The organism is Gillisella vitis (assembly GCF_001541345.2).
Taxonomy (GTDB): Bacteria; Pseudomonadota; Alphaproteobacteria; order Rhizobiales; family Rhizobiaceae; genus Allorhizobium; species Allorhizobium vitis.
In genome coordinates this window covers 198,528-222,876 of sequence record NZ_LMVL02000007.1, presented here as the reverse complement: position 1 = coordinate 222,876, position 24,349 = coordinate 198,528, and the positions used below count along the sequence as shown (strand labels likewise).

The 24,349-nt window shown below is 55.7% G+C and carries 20 protein-coding genes, 1 pseudogene and 1 other annotated feature; of the genes and pseudogenes, 11 read left to right on the top strand and 10 right to left on the bottom strand.

All coding sequences use genetic code 11. The features are described 5' to 3' along the window. Window positions 1-26: 26 nt before the first annotated feature. From ASB66_RS22045 to ASB66_RS22035, 3 genes are all read right to left on the bottom strand, one after another. Window positions 27-749, bottom strand: coding sequence for a sulfite exporter TauE/SafE family protein (locus ASB66_RS22045; RefSeq protein ID WP_060716903.1), 723 nt, complete (start codon window positions 747-749; stop codon window positions 27-29). Between the two features lie 46 nt (window positions 750-795). Then, window positions 796-2,727 carry a primary-amine oxidase gene (locus ASB66_RS22040; RefSeq protein WP_060716904.1) on the bottom strand — a complete coding sequence of 644 codons (1,932 nt, stop codon included), beginning with the start codon at window positions 2,725-2,727 and terminating at the stop codon, window positions 796-798. Between the two features lie 125 nt (window positions 2,728-2,852). Beyond that, window positions 2,853-4,295 carry an APC family permease gene (locus ASB66_RS22035; protein WP_060716905.1) on the bottom strand — a complete coding sequence of 481 codons (1,443 nt, stop codon included), beginning with the start codon at window positions 4,293-4,295 and terminating at the stop codon, window positions 2,853-2,855. 274 nt (window positions 4,296-4,569) lie between these two features. Here ASB66_RS22035 and ASB66_RS22030 point away from each other — a divergent pair, with 274 nt between their 5' ends. Further along, window positions 4,570-5,610: an AraC family transcriptional regulator gene (locus ASB66_RS22030; RefSeq protein WP_060716906.1), complete on the top strand. Its 1,041-nt coding sequence runs from the start codon at window positions 4,570-4,572 to the stop codon at window positions 5,608-5,610. Window positions 5,611-6,245: 635 nt separating this feature from the next. On the opposite strand, the gene ASB66_RS22025 is transcribed toward ASB66_RS22030, so the two are convergent. After that, window positions 6,246-6,908 (bottom strand): GntR family transcriptional regulator, encoded by a 663-nt coding sequence (locus ASB66_RS22025; protein WP_060716907.1) that lies wholly within the window; start codon window positions 6,906-6,908, stop codon window positions 6,246-6,248. Window positions 6,909-7,059: 151 nt separating this feature from the next. On the opposite strand from ASB66_RS22025, the gene ASB66_RS22020 reads away from it, so the two are divergent. From ASB66_RS22020 to ASB66_RS21985, 8 genes are all read left to right on the top strand, one after another. Then, on the top strand, window positions 7,060-7,701 hold the full coding sequence (locus tag ASB66_RS22020; RefSeq protein ID WP_060716908.1) for a GntR family transcriptional regulator: 642 nt from the start codon (window positions 7,060-7,062) through the stop codon (window positions 7,699-7,701). A 307-nt stretch (window positions 7,702-8,008) separates the two neighbouring features. Further along, window positions 8,009-8,797 (top strand): ABC transporter substrate-binding protein, encoded by a 789-nt coding sequence (locus tag ASB66_RS22015; protein WP_411910111.1) that lies wholly within the window; start codon window positions 8,009-8,011, stop codon window positions 8,795-8,797. Window positions 8,798-8,971: 174 nt separating this feature from the next. Beyond that, window positions 8,972-9,664, top strand: coding sequence for an amino acid ABC transporter permease (locus tag ASB66_RS22010; protein WP_060716910.1), 693 nt, complete (start codon window positions 8,972-8,974; stop codon window positions 9,662-9,664). A 21-nt stretch (window positions 9,665-9,685) separates the two neighbouring features. Next, window positions 9,686-10,606, top strand: a complete 921-nt coding sequence (locus ASB66_RS22005; RefSeq protein ID WP_060716911.1) for a dihydrodipicolinate synthase family protein — start codon at window positions 9,686-9,688, stop codon at window positions 10,604-10,606. Continuing rightward, on the top strand, window positions 10,594-13,494 hold the full coding sequence (locus ASB66_RS22000; RefSeq protein WP_060716912.1) for an FAD-dependent oxidoreductase: 2,901 nt from the start codon (window positions 10,594-10,596) through the stop codon (window positions 13,492-13,494). The genes ASB66_RS22005 and ASB66_RS22000 overlap by 13 nt, the downstream gene beginning before the upstream one ends. After that, complete coding sequence (locus tag ASB66_RS21995; RefSeq protein ID WP_060716913.1) at window positions 13,491-14,219, top strand: amino acid ABC transporter ATP-binding protein; 729 nt, start codon at window positions 13,491-13,493, stop codon at window positions 14,217-14,219. Before ASB66_RS22000 ends, ASB66_RS21995 begins: the two co-directional genes overlap by 4 nt. A gap of 9 nt (window positions 14,220-14,228) precedes the next feature. Further along, window positions 14,229-15,638 carry a dihydropyrimidinase gene (gene hydA, locus ASB66_RS21990; protein ID WP_060716914.1) on the top strand — a complete coding sequence of 470 codons (1,410 nt, stop codon included), beginning with the start codon at window positions 14,229-14,231 and terminating at the stop codon, window positions 15,636-15,638. A 124-nt stretch (window positions 15,639-15,762) separates the two neighbouring features. Continuing rightward, window positions 15,763-16,173 carry a DUF3830 family protein gene (locus ASB66_RS21985; RefSeq protein ID WP_060716915.1) on the top strand — a complete coding sequence of 137 codons (411 nt, stop codon included), beginning with the start codon at window positions 15,763-15,765 and terminating at the stop codon, window positions 16,171-16,173. Window positions 16,174-16,227: 54 nt separating this feature from the next. On the opposite strand, the pseudogene ASB66_RS21980 reads toward ASB66_RS21985, so the two are convergent. The 5 genes and pseudogenes from ASB66_RS21980 to ASB66_RS21960 form a co-directional block, all read right to left on the bottom strand. Next, window positions 16,228-17,452 (bottom strand): annotated as a pseudogene (locus ASB66_RS21980) (IS3 family transposase). Further along, window positions 17,052-17,168 (bottom strand) — a sequence feature (AL1L pseudoknot). Its footprint overlaps the pseudogene before it by 117 nt. A 71-nt stretch (window positions 17,453-17,523) precedes the next feature. After that, window positions 17,524-18,486, bottom strand: a complete 963-nt coding sequence (locus ASB66_RS21975; protein WP_081088954.1) for a LysR substrate-binding domain-containing protein — start codon at window positions 18,484-18,486, stop codon at window positions 17,524-17,526. A 115-nt stretch (window positions 18,487-18,601) separates the two neighbouring features. After that, window positions 18,602-19,906, bottom strand: a complete 1,305-nt coding sequence (locus ASB66_RS21970) for an MFS transporter (RefSeq protein WP_060716917.1) — start codon at window positions 19,904-19,906, stop codon at window positions 18,602-18,604. 8 nt (window positions 19,907-19,914) lie between these two features. Then, window positions 19,915-20,784 carry a nitrilase-related carbon-nitrogen hydrolase gene (locus tag ASB66_RS21965; RefSeq protein WP_060716918.1) on the bottom strand — a complete coding sequence of 290 codons (870 nt, stop codon included), beginning with the start codon at window positions 20,782-20,784 and terminating at the stop codon, window positions 19,915-19,917. 74 nt (window positions 20,785-20,858) lie between these two features. Beyond that, a complete protein-coding gene (locus tag ASB66_RS21960) occupies window positions 20,859-21,452 on the bottom strand; it encodes an isochorismatase family protein (protein ID WP_234613896.1) in 594 nt (197 codons plus the stop codon). On the opposite strand from ASB66_RS21960, the gene ASB66_RS26535 reads away from it, so the two are divergent. Both ASB66_RS26535 and rutA read left to right on the top strand, forming a co-directional pair. Next, the gene (locus ASB66_RS26535) at window positions 21,432-21,674 is read left to right on the top strand and encodes a hypothetical protein (RefSeq protein ID WP_171431150.1); all 243 of its coding nucleotides are present in this window, start codon (window positions 21,432-21,434) and stop codon (window positions 21,672-21,674) included. The two genes, ASB66_RS21960 and ASB66_RS26535, sit on opposite strands and share 21 nt — an antisense overlap. A gap of 116 nt (window positions 21,675-21,790) precedes the next feature. Beyond that, window positions 21,791-22,894, top strand: a complete 1,104-nt coding sequence (gene rutA, locus ASB66_RS21955) for a pyrimidine utilization protein A (RefSeq protein ID WP_060716920.1) — start codon at window positions 21,791-21,793, stop codon at window positions 22,892-22,894. A gap of 68 nt (window positions 22,895-22,962) precedes the next feature. On the opposite strand, the gene ASB66_RS21950 is transcribed toward rutA, so the two are convergent. Then, the gene (locus tag ASB66_RS21950) at window positions 22,963-24,267 is read right to left on the bottom strand and encodes an amidase (protein WP_234613899.1); all 1,305 of its coding nucleotides are present in this window, start codon (window positions 24,265-24,267) and stop codon (window positions 22,963-22,965) included. Between the last annotated feature and the right edge of the window lie 82 nt (window positions 24,268-24,349).

The following is a 24,349-nucleotide window of genomic DNA, read 5'->3' as shown; positions in this document are numbered from 1 at the left end:
CCTTCCGGCGGCCGTCTCATAACTAACTAGCTTAGGCAAAGCGCCGTCAGGGATGCAGCAGGCATTACGATACTGCCAAAGCCCAAGGCGACTATGGCGATACCGACGACTTTGCGCAGCGCAGCCTTGGGCAGCGTTGCCCCCATCACAGCGATTTGGGCGGCGCCGACAGCTGTCAGAGCCACCGCCGGAACGGTCGCCAAGCCGAAGCTCATCATGAACAAAGCGCCCGTTGCACCCGTGCCGCTGAGCATGGCAGTCATCAAGGCGTTGTAGACCATGGCGCAGGGCGCAATACCCCATGCCATTCCGAGCAGCAACGCTGAGGGCCTCCCGAAATGGACGGGTCCCTGACGACCGCCAAGCAAAAACGTCGAGGCGGCGATCACGCGACGGTCGATGAGCTGAGGACCTGGGACCACGCCAATTAGCGAAAACCCCACCCACAGCAGCATGGCTGCGCCCAGGGCCCGCAGTACAGGCTGTAGACCGGCGAGATCAAAAAGCTGCCCCAATGCGTCGCCGGCAATGCCGACGACACAGCCAGCGATCGTGTAGGTCACCGTGCGGCCGAGCTGGGTGGCCAGCAAAGCCTGCGCTCTTTGCCGCCCGGAACGACCTTGACCCGTCGCGATCAGCAGCGACGAGGCGATGCCGCCGCATTGGCCCGCGCAGTGCAGGCTGCCGGCAAGGCCCATCAGGAAGCCAGCGGCAACGGTGCCCGCAAGCATTGGGAGATCCGGCATCATTTCTGCCTCTTCCTGTTCGCCAACGTGCCGTTCATGACGGATATGCTCATGCGGCGCAGCTGGCCGTGTTGACCACCGGTGGCAGGTTGATAGCCGGATTGCGGTCGAAGAAGCCGCTCGGCATCAGCTTAAAGCCAGTGAACACGCAGGGCTGCACCGGAAAATCCTCGACACGCACGGGGTGATGCAGGCCAAAGACATGCCAGAGCACGATATCGGTGTTCTCGATCGGCCGATTCTTGGCGACGAATTCTATAAGCCCGCCGGCTCCATCGGAATGGTTGACGAAGTCGCCCGCCGGGAATCTCTCTTCCGGATCGAAGGCCGTGACCCAGACATGATTTTGAACGAACGTAGCGCGTTTTCCGGATGGCGAATCGGGATGAACGAACGGGGTGACGCAATGGTTCGCCTCGAGCTTGTAGCCAACGGGAGCGCCGGTATAGTTCGTCTTGTTCGGGTTAATGACCTTCCAGTAGCGGTGCGATGCCGGATCGGCGCGGCGTGCTGCCTCGCTCTCCCGGGCAAGAACGGTTTGCTCCTCGAAGAATGCATTGCCATAGGGGTTGGCGGGACCAAGCGGCTCGGCATAGGTGTTGCATTCCACGACGCTGTTGGCATCGCCGTCCACCGCCATGTCCAGGCGGGCGCATAGGATATGCTGGTGGATATGACCTACGACACCAGGTGCCACTTCGCGTCCATATTTCGGCGGCTGGCCGGGGATGCAGGCGGCGGTGTTGATGATCCCGGTTGCCTTGACCTCGTGTTCGATCGTCCCGTCGAGAAAAAGATACCAGTACAGGCCGTATTCATAATTGCCGACGGTGCAGATCGTTGAGACGACGAGCTTGGCGCCCCGGCGGATTTCGGAGCGCTCTGTCCGGAAATCCATATGCTTCCACAAAAGCCCGGAATCTTCCTCGTGAATGCAGATCGCCTTCTCGATCGTCCAGGGATCGCCGTCCATGGTGTTGAGGTGCACGTCGAGATACTTGATGACGCCCAGGCAATCGCAGCCGAGCTTCAGGGAATTGGCGAGCTTGCCGATGCCGTATTCGCCGATATCGAAGACATTCTTGCGGAAATGGCCGTTGTCCGGGCTGCCATACGGCACTGTCATCTCAACGATCGAGGCGCGGTTAACGATCGGCCGCCCGTCGAAGCGGATGTCGTGAAGGGTGAGCGCCTCGCGCGCATTGAAGCCGACGACCAGCGACCAGTTGCGCCAGGTGATGCGGTGCCCATCGAAAACGAAGTTCACGCCTTCTTGCTGCACCACGTCGATCGGCTTGGCCGTTGGCTGAAAGGTTTCTATGAACTGACTTTCATAGTTCACTTCCTGCATCGGAACGGGCACTACGCCATAGTCGTCGACCCGGATAACCTTGCCGGTGATAAGGTCGATCACCGCATTCAGCCCCTCGATCGGATGGGCGTAGAAGTTCTCATTCTCGCGCAGCCGCAGCCAGCAGAAAATGTGGCAGAGATGGCGACCCTCCTCGCCGGGCACACCGAAGTTTCCGGCCGACCATGGATCAACGCACACCGTCTCCATGTCGGTGATGCCGCGCTTCGCGCAGGCCGCTATGAACTCCGGATCGGCCCGTACGATACCTTCGATGGATAGGAACTGTTCGAGTTGGATCATCGGACGCTTGCCGGGGAAATCCTTGCGGGTGAGGATGGTTTGCGTATCGAGGCAAACCACGAGACTGGTGACGGTGACGGCGGCGGCGCTGAAAACGTTTACCCGTGCCTTGCGGGCGATCAGCGCGCCGGACGAAAACGCCCGAACAGTCGCCTTGTCCGGCTCCATCAGTTCGATCGTTTCAAAGCGGGTGTCATCGCCATAAGGCGGATCCTTGCGCACGATCGTTGCCACCGCGCGGATTTCGTCCGGGGTCAGGGGCTGCAGGGGATGGGTGATGCTCAGCGGGATCTGACGGGGTGCAGCGGAAGCACAGCAGGTGTCCATGGTATTCTTCCTTAGTCTGTTCGGCTTTTGCAGCCGGAAAGTGAAGAAGCACGGCGGTTGTGAGCCGCCGTCGCGGTTTTATCGAAGGGCCGCAGCAAGTCTTGCGGTTGAGCCGGGCCCCACCTTTAAGCGAAGGCGCGGCCGAGATTGGCGTAAATGGCCGGCTTGCGGGCCTTCAGCCACACCGCAAAGGTGGCGCCTGCAGCGGCGATGATGGCCAGGATGACAGGGAAGCTGGCGACGATCGGCGATTGCGAGCCGCTGATCAGCGGCAGGTTGATGATCATCAGCGCCAGGCACGCTAGCAATCCGGCCATGCTGATGATCGGGGCCACGATCCACTGCCAGACGCCGACACCACGGGTATCCGTGCGGAAAAAGCCGATGACCGCCAGGCAGACCATTGTCTGCAGGAGCAGGATGCCGACGCTGGCGAAAGCGCCCATCCAGGCAAACACGACCGCGTAGGGATCCTGCCCGGTGAAGGCGAAGGCCAGGATCAGCGCGACCATCAGTATGGTCTGGACGCCACCCGCCATGTGGGGCGAATGATGGGTTCCGTGCGTGCGTGCGAAACCCGTCCAGGCGATACCCTCGCGGCCAAGCGAATAGAAATAGCGGTTGATGGTATTGTGGAAGGACAGCGCGCAGGCAAACAGGCTGGTGATCAGCAGGGCGTTAAGGACAATCCCGGCCGGACCGCCAAGCATGGCCTGCACGGCGGTCAAGTACAGCGTCGCTGTATTGGCCGTTGCCTCGGAGGCTATGTTGGACGGACCGTAATGCAAGGCAACGGCCCAGGTCACGAAGGCATAGAACACGGCGATGATGATCACCGCGAGGTAGGTGGCACGTGCGATGGTGCGCTTTGGATCGCGGGCTTCTTCGCCAAAGATCGCGGTTGCCTCGAAGCCTATGAAAGAGGCGACGACGAAAACCAGCGACACACCGATTCCAGGCCCGGCCACGGCGGAAAGGCCGAAAGGAGCGACAGTAATACCCTCGGGTCCGCCGCCGGAGATCAGCACCGACAAGGCAAACAGGGCAAGAATGGCAATCTCGGCGATCATGCAGTAGCCGAGGACTCGGCCGGAAAATTCGATATTGCGGCGGCCGCAAGCATAGATCAGGGCCGCAAGTGTGCAGGCATAGATCCACCAGGCGATGCTGGGACCGCCGGATGTCTTGACAATATCGTTCATGAAGAAGCCGAACAGGCCGCAGACCGCCAGTTCGATGGCGACATAGGTCGCAAGGGCGACGAACGCTCCGGCTACCCCGGCCGGGCGGCCGAGGCCGGCAGCGATATAGGGATAAAAGCCACCGGCCGAGCCGATAAACCGGCTCATGGCCGTAAAGCCGACGCTGAAGACCAGGTAAAGCGCACCGACCAACAAATAGGTGGCCGGCACGCCAGCACCGTTTCCGAAGGCAAAGGCGGCAGGTGATGCACCGACCACTGCCGTTAATGGCGCAGCGGCGGCGACGACGAAAAAGACGATATGGCTGACCCCGATAGCATTGCGCCGGAGTTCAGTTCCGGCCTCTCCAAGTTCAATTGTGGACATGGAAATTTCCCCAGATAGAACGTTCATTTTTGATCGATTGTGAATTGTATATTTGGTGTATTGCAGAGAAGCAAAGCCGGTATAATTTAGCTTTTTCACTAAAAAATACAGGCGATATTTATCTATAGTTTTGTTCTTTTGAGCCGGGTTTCTACTATGCAAAAATTTTGGGGCCTGTATTTGACACTTCATGCCAAAATGGCCGCCTGTTGCGTCGGTCCATGTGGCCCACTTATTGCATGGGCAGACTCGAAAGTTCCATTCGGAGCAAGCCATGAAAACAACAGGCATCATTGCCTCCTCTGCCATGAACGGCTTGTTGGCTTCGATCCGTCTCGGAGGGCTCGACGCGGATACAGTGTCGGCGCGCATCGGACTTGGCAGCAATGCGTTGTTTGCCGAAAGCGATTTCATGCCGCTGGCCGCCTTCACATCCGCCCTTGAGGTCGCTTCTGAAGAAACGAACGATCCGATATTTGGATTGAAACTTGGAAAAGAATTTGAATTCCAAGCAATTGGCTCCCTGGCCGCCCTGTTTCTAACGGCACCAACGCTCAAAGAAGGAATGACGCAATTCAGTCGCCATTTTCCGGCATTGCAGAGCAACAGCCGGTCGGCGCTGGTCGTAGAAAACGATGTCGCCCGGTTTTCCTATTCCATCCATGACAATACGGTCCGTCACAAGACCCAGGATGCGGACTTTACCGAAAGCTTGCTGAACACAATGCTGGCTGCGACCATTGGTGAGGATTGGAAACCGTGCTGCATAGAGTTTGAGCATATGCCGGGCGACAATCTGGCGCTTTATCGATCACAGCTTGCCTGCCCTTTATCGTTCGGCCGTCGGGAAAACGCGATCGTGTTTCCAAAAAAGTTTCTAGATCGCCCGATCGGCGCCGGCGGGGATGAACATCGCCATTTGCAGATCGCCTGCGAACTGTCCGATCTTCTTTACCGCCGGGAGAAACGTCTCGATCTCGTGGCCGCGCTGAAGGCATGGATCGCCGCCGCTCTTTGCCAGCATGCGAGCATCGATATAGACCACGCGGCTGGTGATTTCGGCATGAGCCTGCGCAGTTTCCAGCGCAAACTCGCAGAAAACGGCGTCAATTATGCGGACCTGCGCAACATGGTCCGGATGGAAATCGCAAAAAGCCTACTTGCCAACACGCGGCTGCCAATCCCTGTCATCGCCGAGCAGCTTGGCTATAGCGAACTCAGCGCCTTTGCACGCAGCTTTCGCCATCTGACCGGCTTCACTCCAGCTCGCTTCCGTCAGAAGTCCCGAAACTATACTGACGTGCTCAAGGAATGAACATTCCTCACGCCTTGATCAGGATCGAACCTTTGATGCGAATTTATTTTATCTTTTATTATCAGCACCGTAGATTTTTCAGCGTATCGTAACGTTCTGTTTTGAAACTTCTTCCAAGCGCGACTAGACCACTGCGGAGTTGGAGAAACACGCGTGTTTGCGGCACGGCGTGCCTTTGTGTCCTTGGTCCTAGGACAAAGGACACCATTCGGAACACGTGATAAAAAGCCAGCATCCACGAGCGGGAACAAGAGCAATGGTCGAACACTTTTGCTCAAACGTGCAGGGAGATGCCCAATACTCCGTCCGGAATTTGGCTCGACCTAAACCAAGCCGACTGCATTTATGAATCGGCGTCGGAGGTTGGCTCCTTAGATCCGTCCCGTAAGACTCTGATTTGTTGAGACGTAATGGAGATCGTTTCGTGTCACGATCAGTGCCTATGATGATCCCGCTCTCGTTACGATTTTACAATTAAATTCATGTTTTTATCGTCCTTTCGAACTGTGTCGACCTTCTGTACTTATTCACACCCCGTTGCCAGTGTTTTATCTGGCCCGAAATTAAGTCTCTAGGGCAAATTCGAAGTCGGGAATGTGGTAGAGAATATGCACTATGACAATTCCTTGTCCAGGCTAATATTCCGTCAGATTTAGATGCATTCTTGCAAAAGAAATTAAGCTTTCGATATGAATTGCGACCGCCTTATACGCAGCTTGAGCATCTTTACGTTGAAGCGCGTCAATAATGACCTGATGTTCTGTTGAGTCGGGCGTGAGCCGATCTTTTAACTGTCCGATTTCAAAAAGGCGGGTCGTGGCGCGCAAACTGCGCAGGACGTTGGCCATAACCTCGTTGCCGCAGTAATCGATAATGAGATTGTGCAGATGATCGTCGGAGAACCAATGCGCATCGGTATGATAAGCGGTTGCCCCCATCAATTCCTCAATCTCGCGCCGCACCTCAATTAATTTTTGTCCAGGAATGCTGACCATGGCTTCTACCGCAGCCTGCGGTTCAATCAGAAGACGTAGCTTGAGACTTTGAATATATTCGCCAATGTCAACGTGACGCACAACATAGTTACGCCCCTCGCCCTTGTGCACCAGTCCTTCGCCTTCCAGACGCTGAAGCGCCTCACGCAACGGAGTCCTTGACACACCAAGCGTTTCAGCAAGACGCGCTTCGACGATCACATGACCTCCGCCTAAACGACGATGGCGGATCATGTCGGAGACGGCATTATAGGCAAGTGCTGCCAGTTTGTGGCTTGATCGCGCTTGAGTGCGTATTTCCATTTTCTCCTCAGACGGTATCACCTCAGTGTAAATCCTTTTGATATTGTGTTCTTAGCGTCATTGTCGACCCTTGCCACATGAGAGACTTTTCACGGTGCCCATCATGGTCCATAGCAGTCAGGATTGCCAAAAGCATCGGGAACAACAATGCATGAGTGACGCAACCACGAACGACAAGAGCCTTGCCGACGAAACCTATGGTATCTTGCTCGAAGAAATTCTCTCGGCGCAGTTGGCTGGTGGTGCTGTTATACAAGAAAGAAGGCTTGCCGACCGCCTTCATGTTTCGCGGTCCCCAATGCGCGACGCACTCGGCCGATTGGAAGGCCAAGGTCTTCTGGTGCGCAATAAAAAGGGTGTATTGACCGTGCGCGTCATCACGCTCAAAGACTACCTCAATAGTCTTGCCATGCGATTGCTCGTGGAGCCAAGTGCTGCGGCCCTGGCCAGCGTGCATATCGTACCCGCCACAGTGCACTCCCTTGAGGAGATGCTCAAGGCAATTGAAAAGGACCCCGATCCAAATCAAGCCTTTGTTTGGCAGTTTGACGACATGTTGCACCAGGAGATCGGGGAGGCCAGTGGAAACCAGTTCATGGCCGACACGATCGTGCAAATGCGACGCTACACAACGATTTTTGAGCGCCAGCGTAAACTTGCGCAACGCAAGCCAGGGCTTGAAGATCATCGTGCCATTATTTTGGCGCTTGGCCAACGAAACGCCGACGCGGCAAAAGCAGCCATGGCGCTGCACCTCGAGCGTGTCCGTGAAAATGTCTTGGCAAGCTATTAGAGCAAATACTCTTTTGTGAAAGATCCACGAGTAGCACGTTTCTGCAATTTTCCTAATACCCCTCAATGATGCCCCGAATCTTTCTTTGGCTGAGCGTGCGACACGACGTGTGATTTTTCTTTTGCTTTAAAGAATGAAGTCATCGCGAAGTAAGGCTTGCCGAGTCGATATTTTGTATGTATGTAATTGGTATACCAATTGAATGCAAATAAAACAAGCATTCCAAAGCATGTCCACAAGAAGACATCCATCAACGCTCCAGAGGTCTAAAATGAAAATTCACACCCTATCTCTCGCATCAGTCTTCATGCTATCTGCGGCGGCTTGCGCCTTTGCTGAAGACTGCACTCCCAAAGTTCCAAATTCTGCGCTGACCAAGCCCGGCACATTGGTCATGTCCACCAATCCAACGCTGCCCCCACTGCAATATGTCGACTCGAGCGGTGAGCTAAAGGGAATGCGGATCGAGCTTGGTAAAGAAATAGCCAAGCGGCTGTGCTTGACACCAGAATATATCCGCATTGAGTTTTCTGCGATGATTCCGGGTCTTCAGGCTGGACGCTGGGACATGATCAACACCGGCATTTTCTTCACGCCAGAGCGTGCTGCGATGATGCAAATGATCCCTTATGAAAATCAGGCGATCAGCATCTCCGTCGCCAACACGAACACATCCATAAAGACCAAAGAGGACCTCGCCGGCCTGCGGATTGGCGTCGAAATTGGTGGCTTTGAAGAAAGCAAGACCCGCGTTCTCGACAAAGAACTGACTGCTGCTGGCAAAAAAGGCCTCAACATTCTGACATTCGATAATTTCGCTCTCGCCTTCCAGGCGCTTCGCGCTGGTCAGGTTGATGGCGTCGTATCCATTGATGGTGTCGCCAAGGAATACGAAACCCGTGGAGATTTCCGCCGTGCGGTGAGCGGCCTCTACCCAGCCCCGGTCGCTGTCGCCTTTAAGAGCCCTGCTCTCGCCGACGCCGTTTCTGGTGTCCTCAAGGGCATGAAAGCAGATGGTTCACTCGGCAAACTCTTTGAAAGTTACGGCTTGCCAATGATTGATGGTGACTATTCGGTCAAGGGCCCTAACCGCTAGACCAAAGTCTCATCATGCGTGCGAGGATGCCGACTTCGGTCGGCTCCTTCTACAATCGCGAGAGCATGTCCATTTTTATGGAAATGGCAAATGCTCGATATTTCTCTCTTTGCGCATTTCCTCACGCAAAACCGCGACGCGTTTTTGCTGGAAATTCTCTAAAAAGGACGTGTCGTGTCAATCTGGAGCTGGTCCGGTTTTTTCCACTATCTCTTTACCCCATTCATTCTTGATGGGGTATTCACCACGATTTGGCTGACATGTGTTTCACTGTTCTTTGGCTTGGCTTTGGCTGTCATTGTGGCTCTCATGCGCCGCTCAAAACGGCGATCTCTGCGGTCGATCGGTTGGTTTTATATCTGGCTGTTTCGCGGCACGCCGCTGCTGGTGCAGCTGATCATGATTTATACCGCTCTGCCGCAGTTGGGCGTGCGCTTTTCGGTTGTTGAGGCGGCGTTGATCGGGCTTGCGATGAACGAAGCTGCCTACTTGGCAGAAATCATCCGGGCCGGGATTGAAGCCGTATCGGAAGGCCAATCACGGGCGGCCCGCGCCTTGGGCATGAGTGAACGCCAGATCATGCGCTACATCGTCATGCCGCAGGCTTTCAAAATCATCATTCCTCCGCTCGGAAATTCCGTCAACGGCCTCCTCAAGACCACGTCGGTCACATCCGTGATTTCGATGGAGGAATTGCTGCGCCGTACGCAGGTTTTGATCCAGGAAAAATTCATGGTGCTGGAGCTGTTTACCGTAGCGGCCCTCTATTACCTGCTCCTGACCACAGTTTGGGACTTCGTTCAGAGACACATTGAAAAGCGGTTTGGTCGATCCACGGCAGTCGTAAACCTCTCTGAAAAACGCTGATATTCTAGAAGGATAAATTCTATGCCTAAGCCATTTCGCGGTGTTTTCACCGTGATGATTACACCGATTGATGCTGATGGAAGCGTCAATCTTCCAGCTCTTGCCGCCTTTACCGATTGGCAGATCCGTGAAAGCATTCATGGCCTGATTCCGCTCGGCTCGACGGGTGAGTTCCTCTCGCTTTCCCAAGATGATCGCGACGCAGTTGCCCGCACCGTGATTGAAACAGCAGCAGGCCGCGTCCCCGTGTTGATCGGCACAGGCGCTGAAGACACACGCGAAGCCGTGCGTCTCGCGCGCAATGCCCAAGCCATGGGTGCAGATGGTATTATGGTCATTCCTCCATTCTATTGCACACCAACAGACGATGAATTGGTCGAGCATTACCGCGCCATTGCGGCATCGATTTCCATTCCGATCATGGTGTATAACAACCCAGCCACGGCCAATGTTGATCTCAAGCCGGAAATTTTGGCTCGCATAGCGCAGATTGATGGGTGCGACTATGTCAAGGAATCCACCCTCGAAGTCACCCGTATTCGCGACATCGTGCGTCTAGCCGGCTCATCCATGACACCCTTTGGCGGCATTCTGGGTTTTGAGTCTTTTGTCATGGGTGCTCAAGGTTGGGTCGCCGTCGCCTCAAATATCGCGCCGGGTCCAATGTCTCGGATCTTCACATTGGCCGCAGACGAACAGAAATATGATGAGGCGCGTGCGCTCTATCTGGAATGGCTACCTCTCATTCAAGCGGTTGGCGGCCAAGCTTATGTTGCTGGATCGAAGTCCCTGCTCAATCACATGGGGTTTGCTGCGGGCTCCCCGTTGCCGCCTCGCCTTCCGCTGCCTCCGGCACAAGATGCCGAGATGAAATCACTTGTCGAACATTTCGGCTTGCGGTTTGAAAACTGGAGCAAAAGAGGATACCCATGCCCGCATTGATCACGAGAGGCGCAAAAAACTCTGTCTATATTGACGGGGTTGCGCATCGAGTCGATGCTGGCATGTCCGTTGCCGCCGTTCTCAGTCACCTTGGTCAACCGGGCTTTTCAACGGATACCAAAGGTCACGGGCGCGGCCTGTTTTGTGGCATGGGTGTATGCCACGAATGTCTGGTCACGGTGGATGGCCGCACAAGCCAGCGTTCCTGCATGACACCTATCCGTGATGGCATGCGTATTGTGCGTCAACAGCCGCGCCCGGATATTGCCGAAACGGGCCTTGCCGATCTAGCACCTGTCGCGACCACACTGGCCAATCTCGACGTCGATCTGCTGATCATCGGCGCAGGCCCCGGCGGCCTTGCAGCGGCAGAGACTGCGGCTGCCGCAGGGGTCTCTGTCATCATTGTCGATGAAAGGCACATATCAGGCGGTCAATTTTACAAGCAACCGAGCACAGTCGACGCAACGCTTGCCCTCGACGGCGATCGTCAAGCCCGCGACGGTGCCGATCTGATCGACCGACTGCATGCTCTTGGCGTAACGATCTTATCCAGCGTGACCGTTTGGGGTGCATCCCAAGCTGCTGAGGGCCACACTGTGATTGCCTGTCATGGTGCAAAAGGTGCTTTTTATATCAAGCCGCGCATGCTGGTTTTTGCCACCGGTGCTTTCGAGCGACCTGCGCCAATTGATGGCTGGACACTTGCAGGCGTTATGACAACCGGTGCGGCGCAAACATTGTTACGCAGTTATGGCACGCTACCTGGACGCCGAATCCTGATCGCGGGCAATGGCCCGCTCAATTTTCAGGTCGCTGCGGAAATTCACAAAGCCGGTGGCAAAATTATCTGTGTTGCGGAGCGTGCCGCCGCACCATGGAGCCGTCAACGCGAAGCGTTTACACTGTTGCGCCAAAACCCTGCATTGGCACTCAAAGGGTTGCGTGACATGACGCGGCTGCAGCGCTCGGGTGTCCACATCGCATGGCAGACACAGGTTCAGTCCATTAAAGGAGATGGATATGTCGCTTCGGCAACCGTGTCAGGGCCGGATGGCGAGCGCAAGATTGAAGTTGACACCGTACTCCTCGGTGGAGATTTCACCCCATCCAATGAATTATCGCGGCTTTTGGGCTGCGATCATACAGTGGCAGCAGACGGCTCGCTCATTGCAATCTGCGGTGAAGATGGTGAAAGCTCCCTTGCCCATGTGCATATCGTCGGGGAAGCGGTGCGTTTCGGTGGGGCTCATATGGCTATGGCAAGGGGTCGGCTGGCAGGGCTGTCGATCGCCAAGAAGCTGGGACATGCCGTCACGCCTGATCGGGATGCCCATCGACGGCTCGCCCGCGCAACGGCCTTTCAATCTGCCCTTTGGCATCTGTTCTCGCCGGACATCACCTCCCACCCTCCTTCTGATGATACTCTGGCCTGCCGGTGTGAAAGCATTGCTTTTGGAACATTGAAGGGCCTTGCCGAACAGGGGCCACCCGATATTGCAACGCTCAAACGTGTGAGCCGCGCTGGCATGGGGCGATGTCAGGGCCGCTATTGTAACCGCACACTCACATTGCTGTCTGGGCACCCCGAAAATCACACGCAAGGCTATCTGGCACCACAAATGCCGCTGAGGCCTGTGCCTCTTGCAGCATTGGCTGTCGAAAAGCCCGAATGGGGCGGCCACAAACGTGCGCTGCTGCCACAAAGGCCGCCACTTGCACATTCAAAACCTCTGCCGGTGCAGCAGGCTGCAACGGTCATTATCGGTGCTGGCATTGCGGGCCTATCAACGGCCCTCTTTCTGGCCGAGGCGGGCGAAGACGTTGTGGTACTTGAAAGGGGTTTTCCGGGCGGTTTAGCCTCTGGCGGCAATGCCGGTAGTCTGCACGCCCAGCTTTTGTCCTTCGATCACGGTGCACGAGCCGAGGGTGACGGCACGCCCGCGGCACGAACCCTGTCATTGCAGCGCGATTCTATCCACTTGTGGCAGTCCTTAAGCGAACGACTGGAGCGTGACTTCGAAATGAAGATCACGGGCGGTTTGATGGTTGCCGAGACAGAAGCGCATATGCGCTTTCTGGAAGAAAAGACCCGCGTTGAACGCGAAAGCGGGATAGATTGCCATGTGATCGGCAAGGACGATCTGCGCCGGCTAGAGCCATTGCTCTCGGATGCCATGATCGGTGCGGCCTATTGCCCTCAAGAAGGCAAGATCAATCCGCTGGTGGCGACGCGCCATGTGGCTGAAGCCGCCGTAACCGCAGGAGCCCGTGTTTTTGATCGCACAGATGTGCTGTCAATCCAGAATTTGGACACCGGATTTCTGATTAAGACCTCGCGCGGGGCCATTCGTGCTCGCCGCATTGTCAACGCAGCAGGCGCATTTGCCGCGCGGATTGGTGCGATGCTCGGCCTCGACGTTCCGGTTTTCGGTGCGCCGCTGCAAATGGTGGTCACTGAGGCGGCAGCACCTGCGATTTCCCACCTCATCGCCCATGCGGATCGGCATTTAACCCTGAAACAAGCTGCCAACGGCAATTTTCTAATCGGTGGCGGCTGGACCGCAGGCCTTGATCCAGTCCACAGCCATCCCAGGCCACTGTTTTCGAGCATAGAAGGCAACCTTTGGGTGGCGCAGCATGTGGTGCCTAGCTTGCGAAAACTGCATGTGATCCGCAGTTGGGCTGCGATGAACATCAACATCGACGGTGCACCAATTCTCGGAGAGCATCCTGCTATGCCGGGCTTCTTCAACGCGGTCACATCCAACGGTTACACACTTGGCCCGATCGTTGGGCAGATCACCGCAGCCCTCATTCAAGGTCGCGATCCGGGCCGTGATCTGTCGGCCTTTTCCATTTCTCGGTTCCAAGGAGGTCGATCATGATCGAGATCACCGGCGTCAGCAAATATTATGGTCAGTTCGCTGTGCTCAAGAACTGCACGACCCGCGTGGCAAAAGGGGAAGTGGTGGTGGTCTGTGGCCCCTCAGGGTCAGGCAAATCCACCCTGATCAAATGCGTCAATGCGCTTGAGCCTATTCAGCAGGGATCAATTCGTGTGGATGGCATCGAAGTGGCAGATCCCGCCACCGATCTACCCGACCTGCGATCCCGCGTTGGCATGGTGTTTCAGAATTTTGAGCTCTTCCCACACCTGACCATCGAAGCCAATGTCATGCTGGCTCAGCGCATCGTTTTGGGTCGAAGTGAAGGCTTGGCCCAAAAATTGACCATGGAACTGCTGGAGCGTGTCGGCATGATCGGTCACGCGGCAAAATACCCATCGCAGCTTTCCGGCGGCCAGCAACAGCGAGTAGCCATTGCGCGGGCGCTCGCCATGAACCCCAAGGCCATGCTGTTTGATGAACCCACCTCGGCACTTGACCCGGAAATGATCTCGGAAGTTCTCGATGTCATGAGCACTCTTGCCCGCGAGGGTATGACAATGATGGTGGTTACCCATGAAATGGGCTTTGCCCGCCGCGTTGCCACCCGGATGATTTTTATCGATCAAGGGGAGATCGTCGAAGATCGGCCAACAGAAGACTTTTTCAACAATCATCACAATCCGCGGACCGAGGCGTTTCTTGGTAAAATCCTGCATCACTGAGAGACGACGATGAGCACATTCGACTTGATCATCAAAGGCGGCACGATTGCCACCGCCTCCGATATTTTTCACGCCGACATTGGTATCCGCGATGGCAAGATCGTTCAGATTGGCGACAATCTGAACGGCGACGCGCAGACAATCGACGCCACAGGCAAATTCGTGCTGCCAGGCGGTATTGATAGCCATGTCCACATCTCCCAGCCATCGGGCGCGGGCATTGTCATGGCTGACGATTTTGAAAGTGGTACGCGTTCGGCACTGTTTGGTGGGAATACCACCATTATGCCTTTTTGCCTGCAAGAAAAAGGTCGACCCATGCGAGAGGCCCTGACTGCCTACCACGCGCTCGCAAAGGACAATTGCTATACTGACGTCAGTTTTCATCTGATCCTATCGGATCCAACGGAGTCGCTATTGGGGCAGGAACTGCCAGCACTTGTCGCGGATGGTTACGCCTCTTTGAAGGTGTTCATGACCTATGATGATCTGCGCTTGACTGACGCCGAGATCCTGAAAACGCTCGATGTTGCGCGATCAACCGGGGCGACTGTTATGGTTCATTGTGAAAACGAGGATGCGATCCGGTTTCTCATCGCACGGCATGAAGCCAACGGAGAGGTTGCACCACGCGCCCATGCTTCAACGCGGCCCGTGGCTGTCGAGCGCGAAGCGACCCACCGTGCCCTGTCGCTGGCCGAGGTTGTCGATGTCCCTATAGTCATCGTGCATATTTCCAACGGCGAATCCATGGACGAAATTGCCCGTGCCCGCGCGCGGGGTGTCAAAGTCGTCGGCGAAACATGCCCCCAATATCTTATGCTGACGGCAGATCAATTGGACGGAATGGACTGGGAAGGGGCAAAATTTGTCTGCTCGCCGCCGCCACGCAATCAGGCTGCACAGGCAGAATGCTGGCGTGGGATTGAGATGGGCATTTTCGATCTGTTTTCATCAGACCATTGCCCATTCCGTTACGACGACGAGCGTGGCAAGCTCAATCCTAAAGGGCGCGAGAATTTCCGCCATATTCCCAATGGCATACCCGGTGTAGAGACGCGCCTGCCAATCCTGTTCTCCGAAGGGGTCATGACAGGACGCATTGATCTGCAGCGTTTTGTGGCCCTGTCTGCCACCAACCATGCGAAAACCTATGGGCTCTATCCAGAAAAAGGCACGATTGCTATCGGCTCCGACGCCGATATCGCAATCTGGGATCCGGGTGTCGAACGCATCATTCGCCACGCTGACCTGCATGACGGCGCGGACTATTCGCCTTACGAAGGCATTCCAATCAAAGGCTGGCCAACCACGGTGATCCTTCGCGGCCGCATCATGATACAGGACGGCGAACTTCTGGGTGCAAAGGGTGATGGTACCTACCGCCCTGCCAGCACGCGCAGCAATAATTATCTCTGAAGCTTTGTGCGTTTTTTCAAACGCACAAAGGACATTTTAACACCTTAAAATGCGGCATCATTTTCATCTCAAATCGATTTTGATTTCAAAGTTATGCCGCGATCAACACTGGAGACATACCCTGATGAAGCTGAAGATCACTGCGGGCAACTTTGAATTTGACGCCATTCTGGAGACAGAAAAGGCACCCGAAACCTCCAAAGCCTTCCTGGCGCGCATGCCATTCGAGGGCCAGATCGTGCATGTCCGCTGGTCTGGGGAAGGTGTGTGGATTCCGTTGGGCGACTATAATTTTGGTGTCGGCTATGAAAACCACACAAGTCATCCCGCACCAGGTCACGTCATCCTCTATCCGGGTGGCATCAGCGAGACCGAGATCCTGATCGCCTACGGCGGTGTGGATTTCTCCTCAAAAATGGGCCAGCTTGCCGGTAACCATTTCATCACCGTGACGTCAGGTCTCGAGAAACTGGCCGAACTTGGCAAGAAGACGCTTTGGGAAGGTGCCCAGCCAATTCTGTTCGAGTGGGCTTGATTCCAACCGAACCATTGAACCGCGCCGGGTTTGCCGGAGAGTGTTGGGTTTAAGTTATGCGGCCAATGCTGGGGTGTCCAGCATGGCGTAGCATCGCTCCTCGGCTTCGGCTGGTGGGATATTCCGATAGGCTCCAGAAGACGCCGGTTGTTGAACCAGTCGACCCATTCGAGCGTGGTGAACTCCACGGCTTCGAAGTTACGCCCCGGTCCTCGCCGGTGGATGACCTCGGCCTTGTAAAGCCCGTTGATCGTTTCGGCGAGAGCATTGTCATAACTGTCGCCGACACTTCCGACGGAAGGCTCGATGCCCGCCTCCGCCAGGCGCTCGGAATATTTGATCGACACGTATTGTACGCGGCGACCGGAATGGTGGATGAGCCTGCCGCGATGGACGGGCCGCCGGTCATGAAGTGCCTGATCGAGGGAGTCGAGGACGAAACCTGCGTGGGCGGTTCGGCTTGCTCGCCAGCCGGAGATGCGACGGGCGAATGCGTCGATCACAAAAGCCACGTAAACGAAACCCTGCCAAGTCGCAACATAGGTGAAATCGGATAACCACAGCTTGTTCGGCGCGGGAGCATGGAGCTGCCGGTTCACGCGGTCGAGCGGACACGGTGCGGCTTTGTCCGACACGGTGGTTTTGACAGGCTTGCCACGAATGACGCCTTGAAGCCCCATCGCCCTCATAAGCCGAGCAACCGTGCAGCGGGCGATGTCGTAACCCTCCCGCTGCAACTGCCGCCAGACTTTCCGCAGGCCGTAGACCTGGAAGTTCTCATTGAACACCCGGCGTATCTCGACCTTCATGGCCATGTCACGCCGGGCGTGGGCTGACAGGCGATCCGTGCGCTTGGCAACAATATCATAGTAGGTGGACGGGGCAATCGGCAGCAGCCTGCGGATCGGCTCGACCCCGAGCACCGAGCGGTGTTCGTCGATGAAGGAAATCATCGCTTCAGTGGGCGGTCGAGCTCCGCCTGGGCAAAATATGCCGAGGCTTTGCGCAAAATTTCGTTCGCCTGACGAAGCTCGCGGTTTTCCCGCTCCAGAGCCTTCATCTTCTCTGAGACATCGTTTGACAGACCCGCTCGCTTGCGGCTGTCCACCTCGGACTTCTTAACCCATTCATTGAGCGTGTGTGCCGAGCACCCTATCTTGGCGGCGATCGAGCAGACAGCCGCTCAACGCGACGGATGCTCCGCTTCTTGCTCCGCGACCATTCGAACGGCACGGGCGCGGACGTCAGGGGAGAATTTGTTCGTCGTCTTGCTTGTCATAGACCCTACTTCTCACGAGTTGGGGTCTCCGGCAAACTTGGCTCGGCTCACACCAATTCCCGCGCCCGTTCTTAAATATTCAAACAAAAATTTGATTCTCTCCGGTTTTTATGGGGCAGTTCCGCAAAAACGCTGGTTCTGTTTTTGGCCTCAGCAAAAATCCAATCCTTAAACGTCTTGACTGCTTTGGAGGCCGGCTGCAGGGGTGAAATGAGATAATAAGGATTGCGAATTGGATATGGGTCGCCTAGCCGGATCAACTCTCCAGTTTCCAAGGCGTGCTCAATCAGAATAGAGCGCCCAAGCAGGGCCCCCATCCCCGCTTTGGCCGCTTCGATGGCAGGGCCAGCCTGATTGAAGCGTGGGCCTTTGGCAATGTCATTGCGACTGATGCCATATTCACGCAGGTAACGGTCCCAATCTGGATATTGGCCATTAATGCTCGCCTTGGCGCGGTCCACGTGAACAAGGGGTAACTCCCGTAAGGAGTCAAAGCTCAACTCACCAAACTCCTCAGCCATTTGCGGCGAACAAACGGGAATAATATCCTCTTCTAATAGCAGTTCCACGCGCCGATCGAGATTGGTGTGCCAGTTGCAGATCCAGACATCGGAAGTGTCTGTCTCAATCGTCGAACGTTCGATGAAGGTGGTCAGCGAGATATCAATTTCTGGCGCTGTACGATAAAAATTCCGCAATCTTGGCATGAGCCACAAAGAACCAACGGAAGCTGATGCGCCAACCACCAGACGCTCCGGCATGTCCACCGGCTTGTGAAGTGCGGAAATTGCATCGTCTATGATGTCCAGCGCTTCGGTAAGCTTGGCAAGGCAGGCCCGCGATTCCGGCGTCAACTCCAAGCGGCTGCTGCGGCGCAAAAACAGTTTGGTTTGTAGAAAATCTTCAAGTTGCCGGATCTGATGACTGACCGCCGTCGGCGTCACACACAATTCGTCACTGGCCTGCACAAGGCTCATGCGTCTTGCCGCCGCTTCAAAGGCCCGCACAGAGTTAAGAGGTACACGTCTTCTCATGCCAACGTCCCCTATTGGTTGTCCTCCCAATCAAAGAAGACCACGAGAGCATAAGAACGGCAAGTCTAAAAATTGATCAAAATCAAAGACGTTCAAAATATAGGCAAAACTAAGTTTATTCGGCAGCTTGTGCCTTTGGGATAGGCTGCGTTCGGCCATTGGGTGCGGGACGGGTGAGATCGAAAGGAAAATACCGTCGCATCCTGTGAAAATAGAAAAAGGCGAAAGCCGTGCCAATGCAGCACAACACACCATTGGTGAAAATGGCAGCGGATACGCCAAAATGTTCAGCGAGCACACCAGTCATCATAGCCCCAATAGGCGATGAGCCGGTAATCAGCAGATGGACCATCGATGCAAAACGCCCGCGCATCTCCGGCGGAGATTGGATCTGCAATGAACCGGAGACCGATGTCGAAAAGGTGACTGCTGCGGCACCGACCAGCGAGAACAGCAGGCAGCTGACAACGAGGGAGCCACAGAAGGCAATGGCGATCAGCACCAGACCAAAGCTGAGACCGGCAACCAGGATCAGTCCAACGGTTGGCTTTCGACGCCCCGTCAGCATAAATGCGGAAAAAAATGACCCCATACCAAGGCTAGAGTTCAACAGGCCGAATTCTGCAGCACCCGCATGCACCAGATAATTGGCCGCCAAAGGGACAATGGTCGTGAAGTTCTGCCCGAACATGCCAATAAAGGCTGTCGCGATCAGCAGAAACAGAATACTGGGGGTTTTGCGGGCATAGCTCAACCCTTCCGCGATCTGAGATAACATGGTGTAACGGCCGCTGAAGCGGATGGGTTGCAGATCTCCAGCGCGGATAGATGCCAGCGCAAAGAGGATCGTGCTGCAAGTCAGCGCATTGATCAGGAACGCTGGACCGACCCCGAATGCCGCAATCACCACACCGCCAATGGCGGGGCCAATGATGCGGCCAAGATTTTGCATCATTGACACAAGCGCAATGGCGTTGCCAAGCCTTGGCACATCAACCAGTTCGCTGACAAATGCCTGCCTTAACGGATTATCGAGTGCATTGATCACGCCCAGGCTGAGAGCCAAAAGATAGATATGCCAGAGCGCGATCGTATCTGTCATCACCAGCACACCCAGCAACAGTGCCTGCACTGCCGCAAGGCTCTGGGTAATGGCCATCAAACGGCGTCTTGGAAATCGGTCGGCAACCACGCCGCCCACCAATGCCAATAGCATGATCGGCAGGAATTGCAGGGATGTCACCGTGGCCAGCGCGAGCGAGGAATCGCTGAGTTTCAACACCAGCCACGCCTGCGCGGTGGTCTGCATCCATGGACCGGCAAGGGACAAGAGCAGACCGAGATAAAAGATGCGAAAATTGCGGATCTGCAAGGCTGGGAAACGGTTTGCCAGCATCAAACGGAGTGTCGTGAGAGCCATTGGTGCCGTCAGACCGCTGCGCTCATAACATAGCTATCTGCCCGGCGATTGGCCCCGAAATCCCACCTGTCTCGAATAGACTGCTGTTTTTGTAGATCGATGTCAGCCACCACCAACTCGTCGCTCATGGTTTTCGCTTTCTTGAGAATGTTCCCATCCGGACCAATCACCACGCTGCCGCCGATGTAACGCAAACCGCCTTCCATGCCCGCTTTGCCCGCCGCAATCACATAGGTGCCGTTTGAATAGGCCCCGCCACACATGGCAAGTTCCGAGGCATGGCGGCTTGCAGACAGTGTATTGCCGGGCATGACAGGCGTGTTGTAGCCAATACAGATGACATCGACACCCTGCACAAACAGCGAGCGATAGGCCTCGGGAAAGCGTCGGTCATAGCAAATCAGTCCGCCCAGCTTCCAGGGTGTGCAGTCATAAACGGCAAATCCCTTGTCTCCGGGTGCGAAATAGCGCTTTTCCAGAATGGTGACTTCGCCACTTTCCTTCTGCTCCACGAAGCCTGGAATATGCATTTTGCGAAAGGTGCCAACATGCTCGCCTCGGCTATTGATGAAGGCCATGGAATTGTAGATGCGATTGCCGTTCTGCTCGGCAAACGGCAGGATCACCGTCATTGCGCAATCGCGGGCCTTGGTTGATATTGCCGAAATTGCTGCATCGTTCTCCACCTTATCGGCATATTGAGCCGCGCGGTCATGAATCGTGGCAGCAAAATAAGGCGTGAGCGCCAGCTCCGGCAACACCGCCAGCGTGATTTTTTGCTCTGCCGCCTTATCCAGCAAGGTTAGAATGCGGGAAAGAGTGGCTTTGATCGTGGCACTTGCAGGGCCAAGCTGCACGGCGGCGGCGCGGAAGGTCATGATTGAATTCTTTCCAGTAAAAGCATTTCCGCGTTTGCGTGAAAAGTTGAAATGCTCACTGTTGAATATGGAGATCAGGCAGCTTGGGTTTTGCGTGCACCATGACTGCTAAACTGGCTCAACGCCTCGTCTTCGCTGATCACATCACAGATTTTAAACTGCATATCGAACAAGGCGGCCGCATGGGACATTTCGATGCGATCAAACACCGCCTCTTCGATGACCTGAATTTTATAACCAAGAGCCGTGCCATCCACAGCCGTGGCCCGCACGCAGCCGCTGGTGCTATTTCCTGCCAGTAACAGACCGTCGACACTCAGATTGCTCAACATCAAATGTAGATTGGTGAAGGCAAAACAGCTCGGGGTCTGTTTTTCCACCAGAAGATCGCCAGACTGCATGGCAACCTCTGACGGAATATCGGATTTTGCATTGCGGGCGCTGAAGTTATTGTCGGACCGCGCTTCGGGAAGACCACTGATGTCGTAGAATACATGCTTGGAGTAAATCACCGGCATCTGCGCGGCGCGTGCCGCCGCCAGCAAGCGTTGTTGCACCGGTATGGCTTTCCAGGCGTGAGGACCGCAGGCACCCGAGTAAAGATCAAGCTGCTCATAAATCGGCTTGTCGAGACCGCAGGCCGTGACTTGCATATCAATGATCAGCAAGGCATTGCGACGGCCCGGTCCATTCAGTGGGCGCCGCGCACGCCGCGCCACCACAAGCTTGTCATCGTCAGTCAGAAATCGATCCCACACAGCCATGCGCCTGTCCTCTTTTCCTTACAACTCTGCGCGACGGTAGAGGCAAGCGACGCTATTGGCGATTGCGATTTCCTGATGGTGGTGATGAGAAATGTTCAGCCTGTCTTTTTCACGCCGTCTGTTTAACGGCCTCCCCTGCGGGCATGAGTTTTTCTCAAGGTACAGCTTCGAATTCGTCGCTTGGCATTACACACGAGCCGTTCAACTCTTGTCGCATAACAAGAGAAGAGAGGAACGCGCTTATGACGAAGATTGGAGTTTTCATTCCCATCGGCAGCCGAGGCTGGCTTATTTCTACCACTTCACCCGCAACCATGCCGAGTTTTGAGCTCAACAAGGCGGTGGTGCAGCAGGCAGAACATTACGGCCTCGATTTTGCTCTGTCGATGATCAAGCTTCGTGGCTATAATGGCCCGAGTGAATATTGGGTCCATAATCTGGAATCCTTTACCCTGATGGCCGGTTTGGCCGCCGTCACCAAGAAAATTCAGCTGTTTGCATCTGTGGCCATGTTGACCATGCCGCCCGCAGTGGTGGCACGCATGGCCGCAACGATCGATTCGATTGCGCCGGGCCGCTTTGGCATCAATATGGTCACCGGCTGGCAGCCCAAAGAATACCAGCAGATGGGCATTGAGCTGACACCCGAGCATTTTGCCCGCCGCTATGACTATGCCTCGGAATATGTGCAGGTGATGCGCGATTTGTGGACCAAGGGTGTCTCCAACTTCAAGGGCGAATTCTTCCAAATGGATGATTGCAAACTGTCGCCGCGTCCATCCGCCCACATCCCAGTGGTTGGTGCGGGCCAGTCGGAACGCGGCATGCGGTTTGTGGCAGAATATGGAGACTACAACTTCATTGGTGCCGGCGGTGATATGAACCAGACCGATGGTGCCCGCACCATGGTGGCCAAAGTGGAAGCCGCAGCAAAGCAAAGCGGACGCGACACCGGCGCCTTTCTGCTTTTGATGGTGATTGCCGACCGCACCGACGAGTTGGCCTTTGCAAAATGGGAGCTTTACAAGCAGGGCACCGACATCGAAGCGCTGGAATGGCAGGCCAGTCAGGCCGGGCAGGATACGGTGGCCAAAGAAGGCTCAACGGCCGCCGCCCTGGTGCGCCAGATCAAAAATCCGCAGCCAACCGGCATGCTGAAGCTGATCGGTTCCTATGAAAAAGTCGCGGCAATGCTGGATGAAATTGCTTTGAGCACTCCAGGCCTGAAAGGCATCATGCTGACCTTTGATGACTTCGTCATCGGCATGGAGCAGTTTGGCCAATATATCCAGCCCTTGATGCGTTCCCGCAATCCCAACCTAAAACGCGATCTGGACGCAGCGTGAGTTGAACAAATGATGAAAGCGCCGTGTCTCCATTGCAGAGTCACGGCGCTTTTTTTCGTGAAATCATGTTATTCGGCCGCCATGCTCTGTCGGTTTTGCAGGGCTGCACCCAACAAACCAGCATAGGCAATCACCTTTCTATCCTGATAGCGCTGCGCGGTCAGGGACACTCCGACGGGCCTGCCATTTGGCCCGTATAGGCCGGGAACATTGACGACAGGCACTTGCATCAGCGTCCATATCGAATTGAATATCGCATCTCCGGTTGTCTCAATACCCTTGGGTGCTTCGCCCGTGGAACTCGGTGTGAGGATCACATCAAAGGATGCCGCAATATCCTCAAATGCGGCGCGGCATTGATCGGCAAGCCGATAAGCACCCCGGGCCTGAGACGGGGTGATCGCCTCGCGATTTTCAACCATGGCTTTCAGCTCATCGTGAAGATCGGGTGTTCCATAGGCTTCATTGAGGAAGGCTGCGCGCCCCTCCCGGCGCAAGATGATATGGTGGGCGGTCAGAATGCCATCAAACATCGCGGGCAAGACAACATCCGAGACCACGGCCCCCGCCTGTTTCAGAGCGTCAATTGCAATGCTCATCGCCTGTTGCGTAGCAGCCTCTGCTTTTGGCCAGGCGGGCGACAAGCAGACACCAACTCGCTTTCCGGCGAGGTCATCGGCAAGCGTCGTTTCCGGGGCATCCAGTGCAAACACATCGGCTAGAAGGGCAAGGTCATTGGCCGAGCGGGCATAGAGGCCAAGGGTATCGCAGGTGGCGGAATACATTTTCAACCCTTCCCGGCTGATTGCATTCCAGGTTGGTTTGAAGCCGTAAATCCCGCAAAAAGACGCGGGTCGTATGGTGGAGCCTCCCGTCTGGGTGCCAAGCGCCAGCGTTGCCTGAAAATCGGCAACCGCTGCACCCGATCCACTGGAGGAGCCGCCGGGCGTGCATGCCAGATCGTGCGGATTGCGTGTCACGCTTCCCCGGTTTGTTGTGGCAAATTCGGTCGTGACCGTCTTGCCGATCAACAGCGCTCCGGCTTGGCGCAGGGTATCGACGCAGGCGGCATCCATTCCCGGCTGGTGTCCCTGATAGCGGGCTGAATTGTGCTGCGTCGGCATATCCTTGGTGTTGATAACGTCCTTGATGGCGATGGGTACGCCATGCAGCGGCCCTTTATGGGCTGCTGCATCAAGTTGCTGTGCGGCGGCCAGAACCTGGGCGGGATCAAAGTGAGCATAGGCACGCACGGCACTGTCGCGCTCTTCAATGCGGCGAATAATCGACGTTGCGATGTCGGTGACCGAGAGCTGCCCACCGTGGGTGAGGGTCGTGAGCGTGCAGGCATCCAATTGATAAGGCAATGTCATTCCCATGTCCTTTTTGGTGGGTGCGATCGTGGCGCGCAGGTTACCGGTACTCTTGTTCTATGACACGGCAGATTTTCTCACG

Excerpts from the sequence above, each read along its gene's own strand:
- ASB66_RS22045 (WP_060716903.1), bottom strand. The coding sequence starts at position 749 with ATGATGCCGGATCTCCCAATGCTTGCGGGCACCGTTGCCGCTGGCTTC.
- ASB66_RS22040 (WP_060716904.1), bottom strand. The coding sequence starts at position 2,727 with ATGGACACCTGCTGTGCTTCCGCTGCACCCCGTCAGATCCCGCTGAGC.
- ASB66_RS22035 (WP_060716905.1), bottom strand. The coding sequence starts at position 4,295 with ATGTCCACAATTGAACTTGGAGAGGCCGGAACTGAACTCCGGCGCAAT.
- ASB66_RS22030 (WP_060716906.1), top strand. The coding sequence starts at position 4,570 with ATGAAAACAACAGGCATCATTGCCTCCTCTGCCATGAACGGCTTGTTG.
- ASB66_RS22025 (WP_060716907.1), bottom strand. The coding sequence starts at position 6,908 with ATGGAAATACGCACTCAAGCGCGATCAAGCCACAAACTGGCAGCACTT.
- ASB66_RS22020 (WP_060716908.1), top strand. The coding sequence starts at position 7,060 with ATGAGTGACGCAACCACGAACGACAAGAGCCTTGCCGACGAAACCTAT.
- ASB66_RS22015 (WP_411910111.1), top strand. The coding sequence starts at position 8,009 with ATGCTATCTGCGGCGGCTTGCGCCTTTGCTGAAGACTGCACTCCCAAA.
- ASB66_RS22005 (WP_060716911.1), top strand. The coding sequence starts at position 9,686 with ATGCCTAAGCCATTTCGCGGTGTTTTCACCGTGATGATTACACCGATT.
- ASB66_RS22000 (WP_060716912.1), top strand. The coding sequence starts at position 10,594 with ATGCCCGCATTGATCACGAGAGGCGCAAAAAACTCTGTCTATATTGAC.
- ASB66_RS21995 (WP_060716913.1), top strand. The coding sequence starts at position 13,491 with ATGATCGAGATCACCGGCGTCAGCAAATATTATGGTCAGTTCGCTGTG.
- hydA (WP_060716914.1), top strand. The coding sequence starts at position 14,229 with ATGAGCACATTCGACTTGATCATCAAAGGCGGCACGATTGCCACCGCC.
- ASB66_RS21985 (WP_060716915.1), top strand. The coding sequence starts at position 15,763 with ATGAAGCTGAAGATCACTGCGGGCAACTTTGAATTTGACGCCATTCTG.
- ASB66_RS21975 (WP_081088954.1), bottom strand. The coding sequence starts at position 18,486 with ATGAGAAGACGTGTACCTCTTAACTCTGTGCGGGCCTTTGAAGCGGCG.
- ASB66_RS21970 (WP_060716917.1), bottom strand. The coding sequence starts at position 19,906 with ATGGCTCTCACGACACTCCGTTTGATGCTGGCAAACCGTTTCCCAGCC.
- ASB66_RS21965 (WP_060716918.1), bottom strand. The coding sequence starts at position 20,784 with ATGACCTTCCGCGCCGCCGCCGTGCAGCTTGGCCCTGCAAGTGCCACG.
- rutA (WP_060716920.1), top strand. The coding sequence starts at position 21,791 with ATGACGAAGATTGGAGTTTTCATTCCCATCGGCAGCCGAGGCTGGCTT.
- ASB66_RS21950 (WP_234613899.1), bottom strand. The coding sequence starts at position 24,267 with ATGACATTGCCTTATCAATTGGATGCCTGCACGCTCACGACCCTCACC.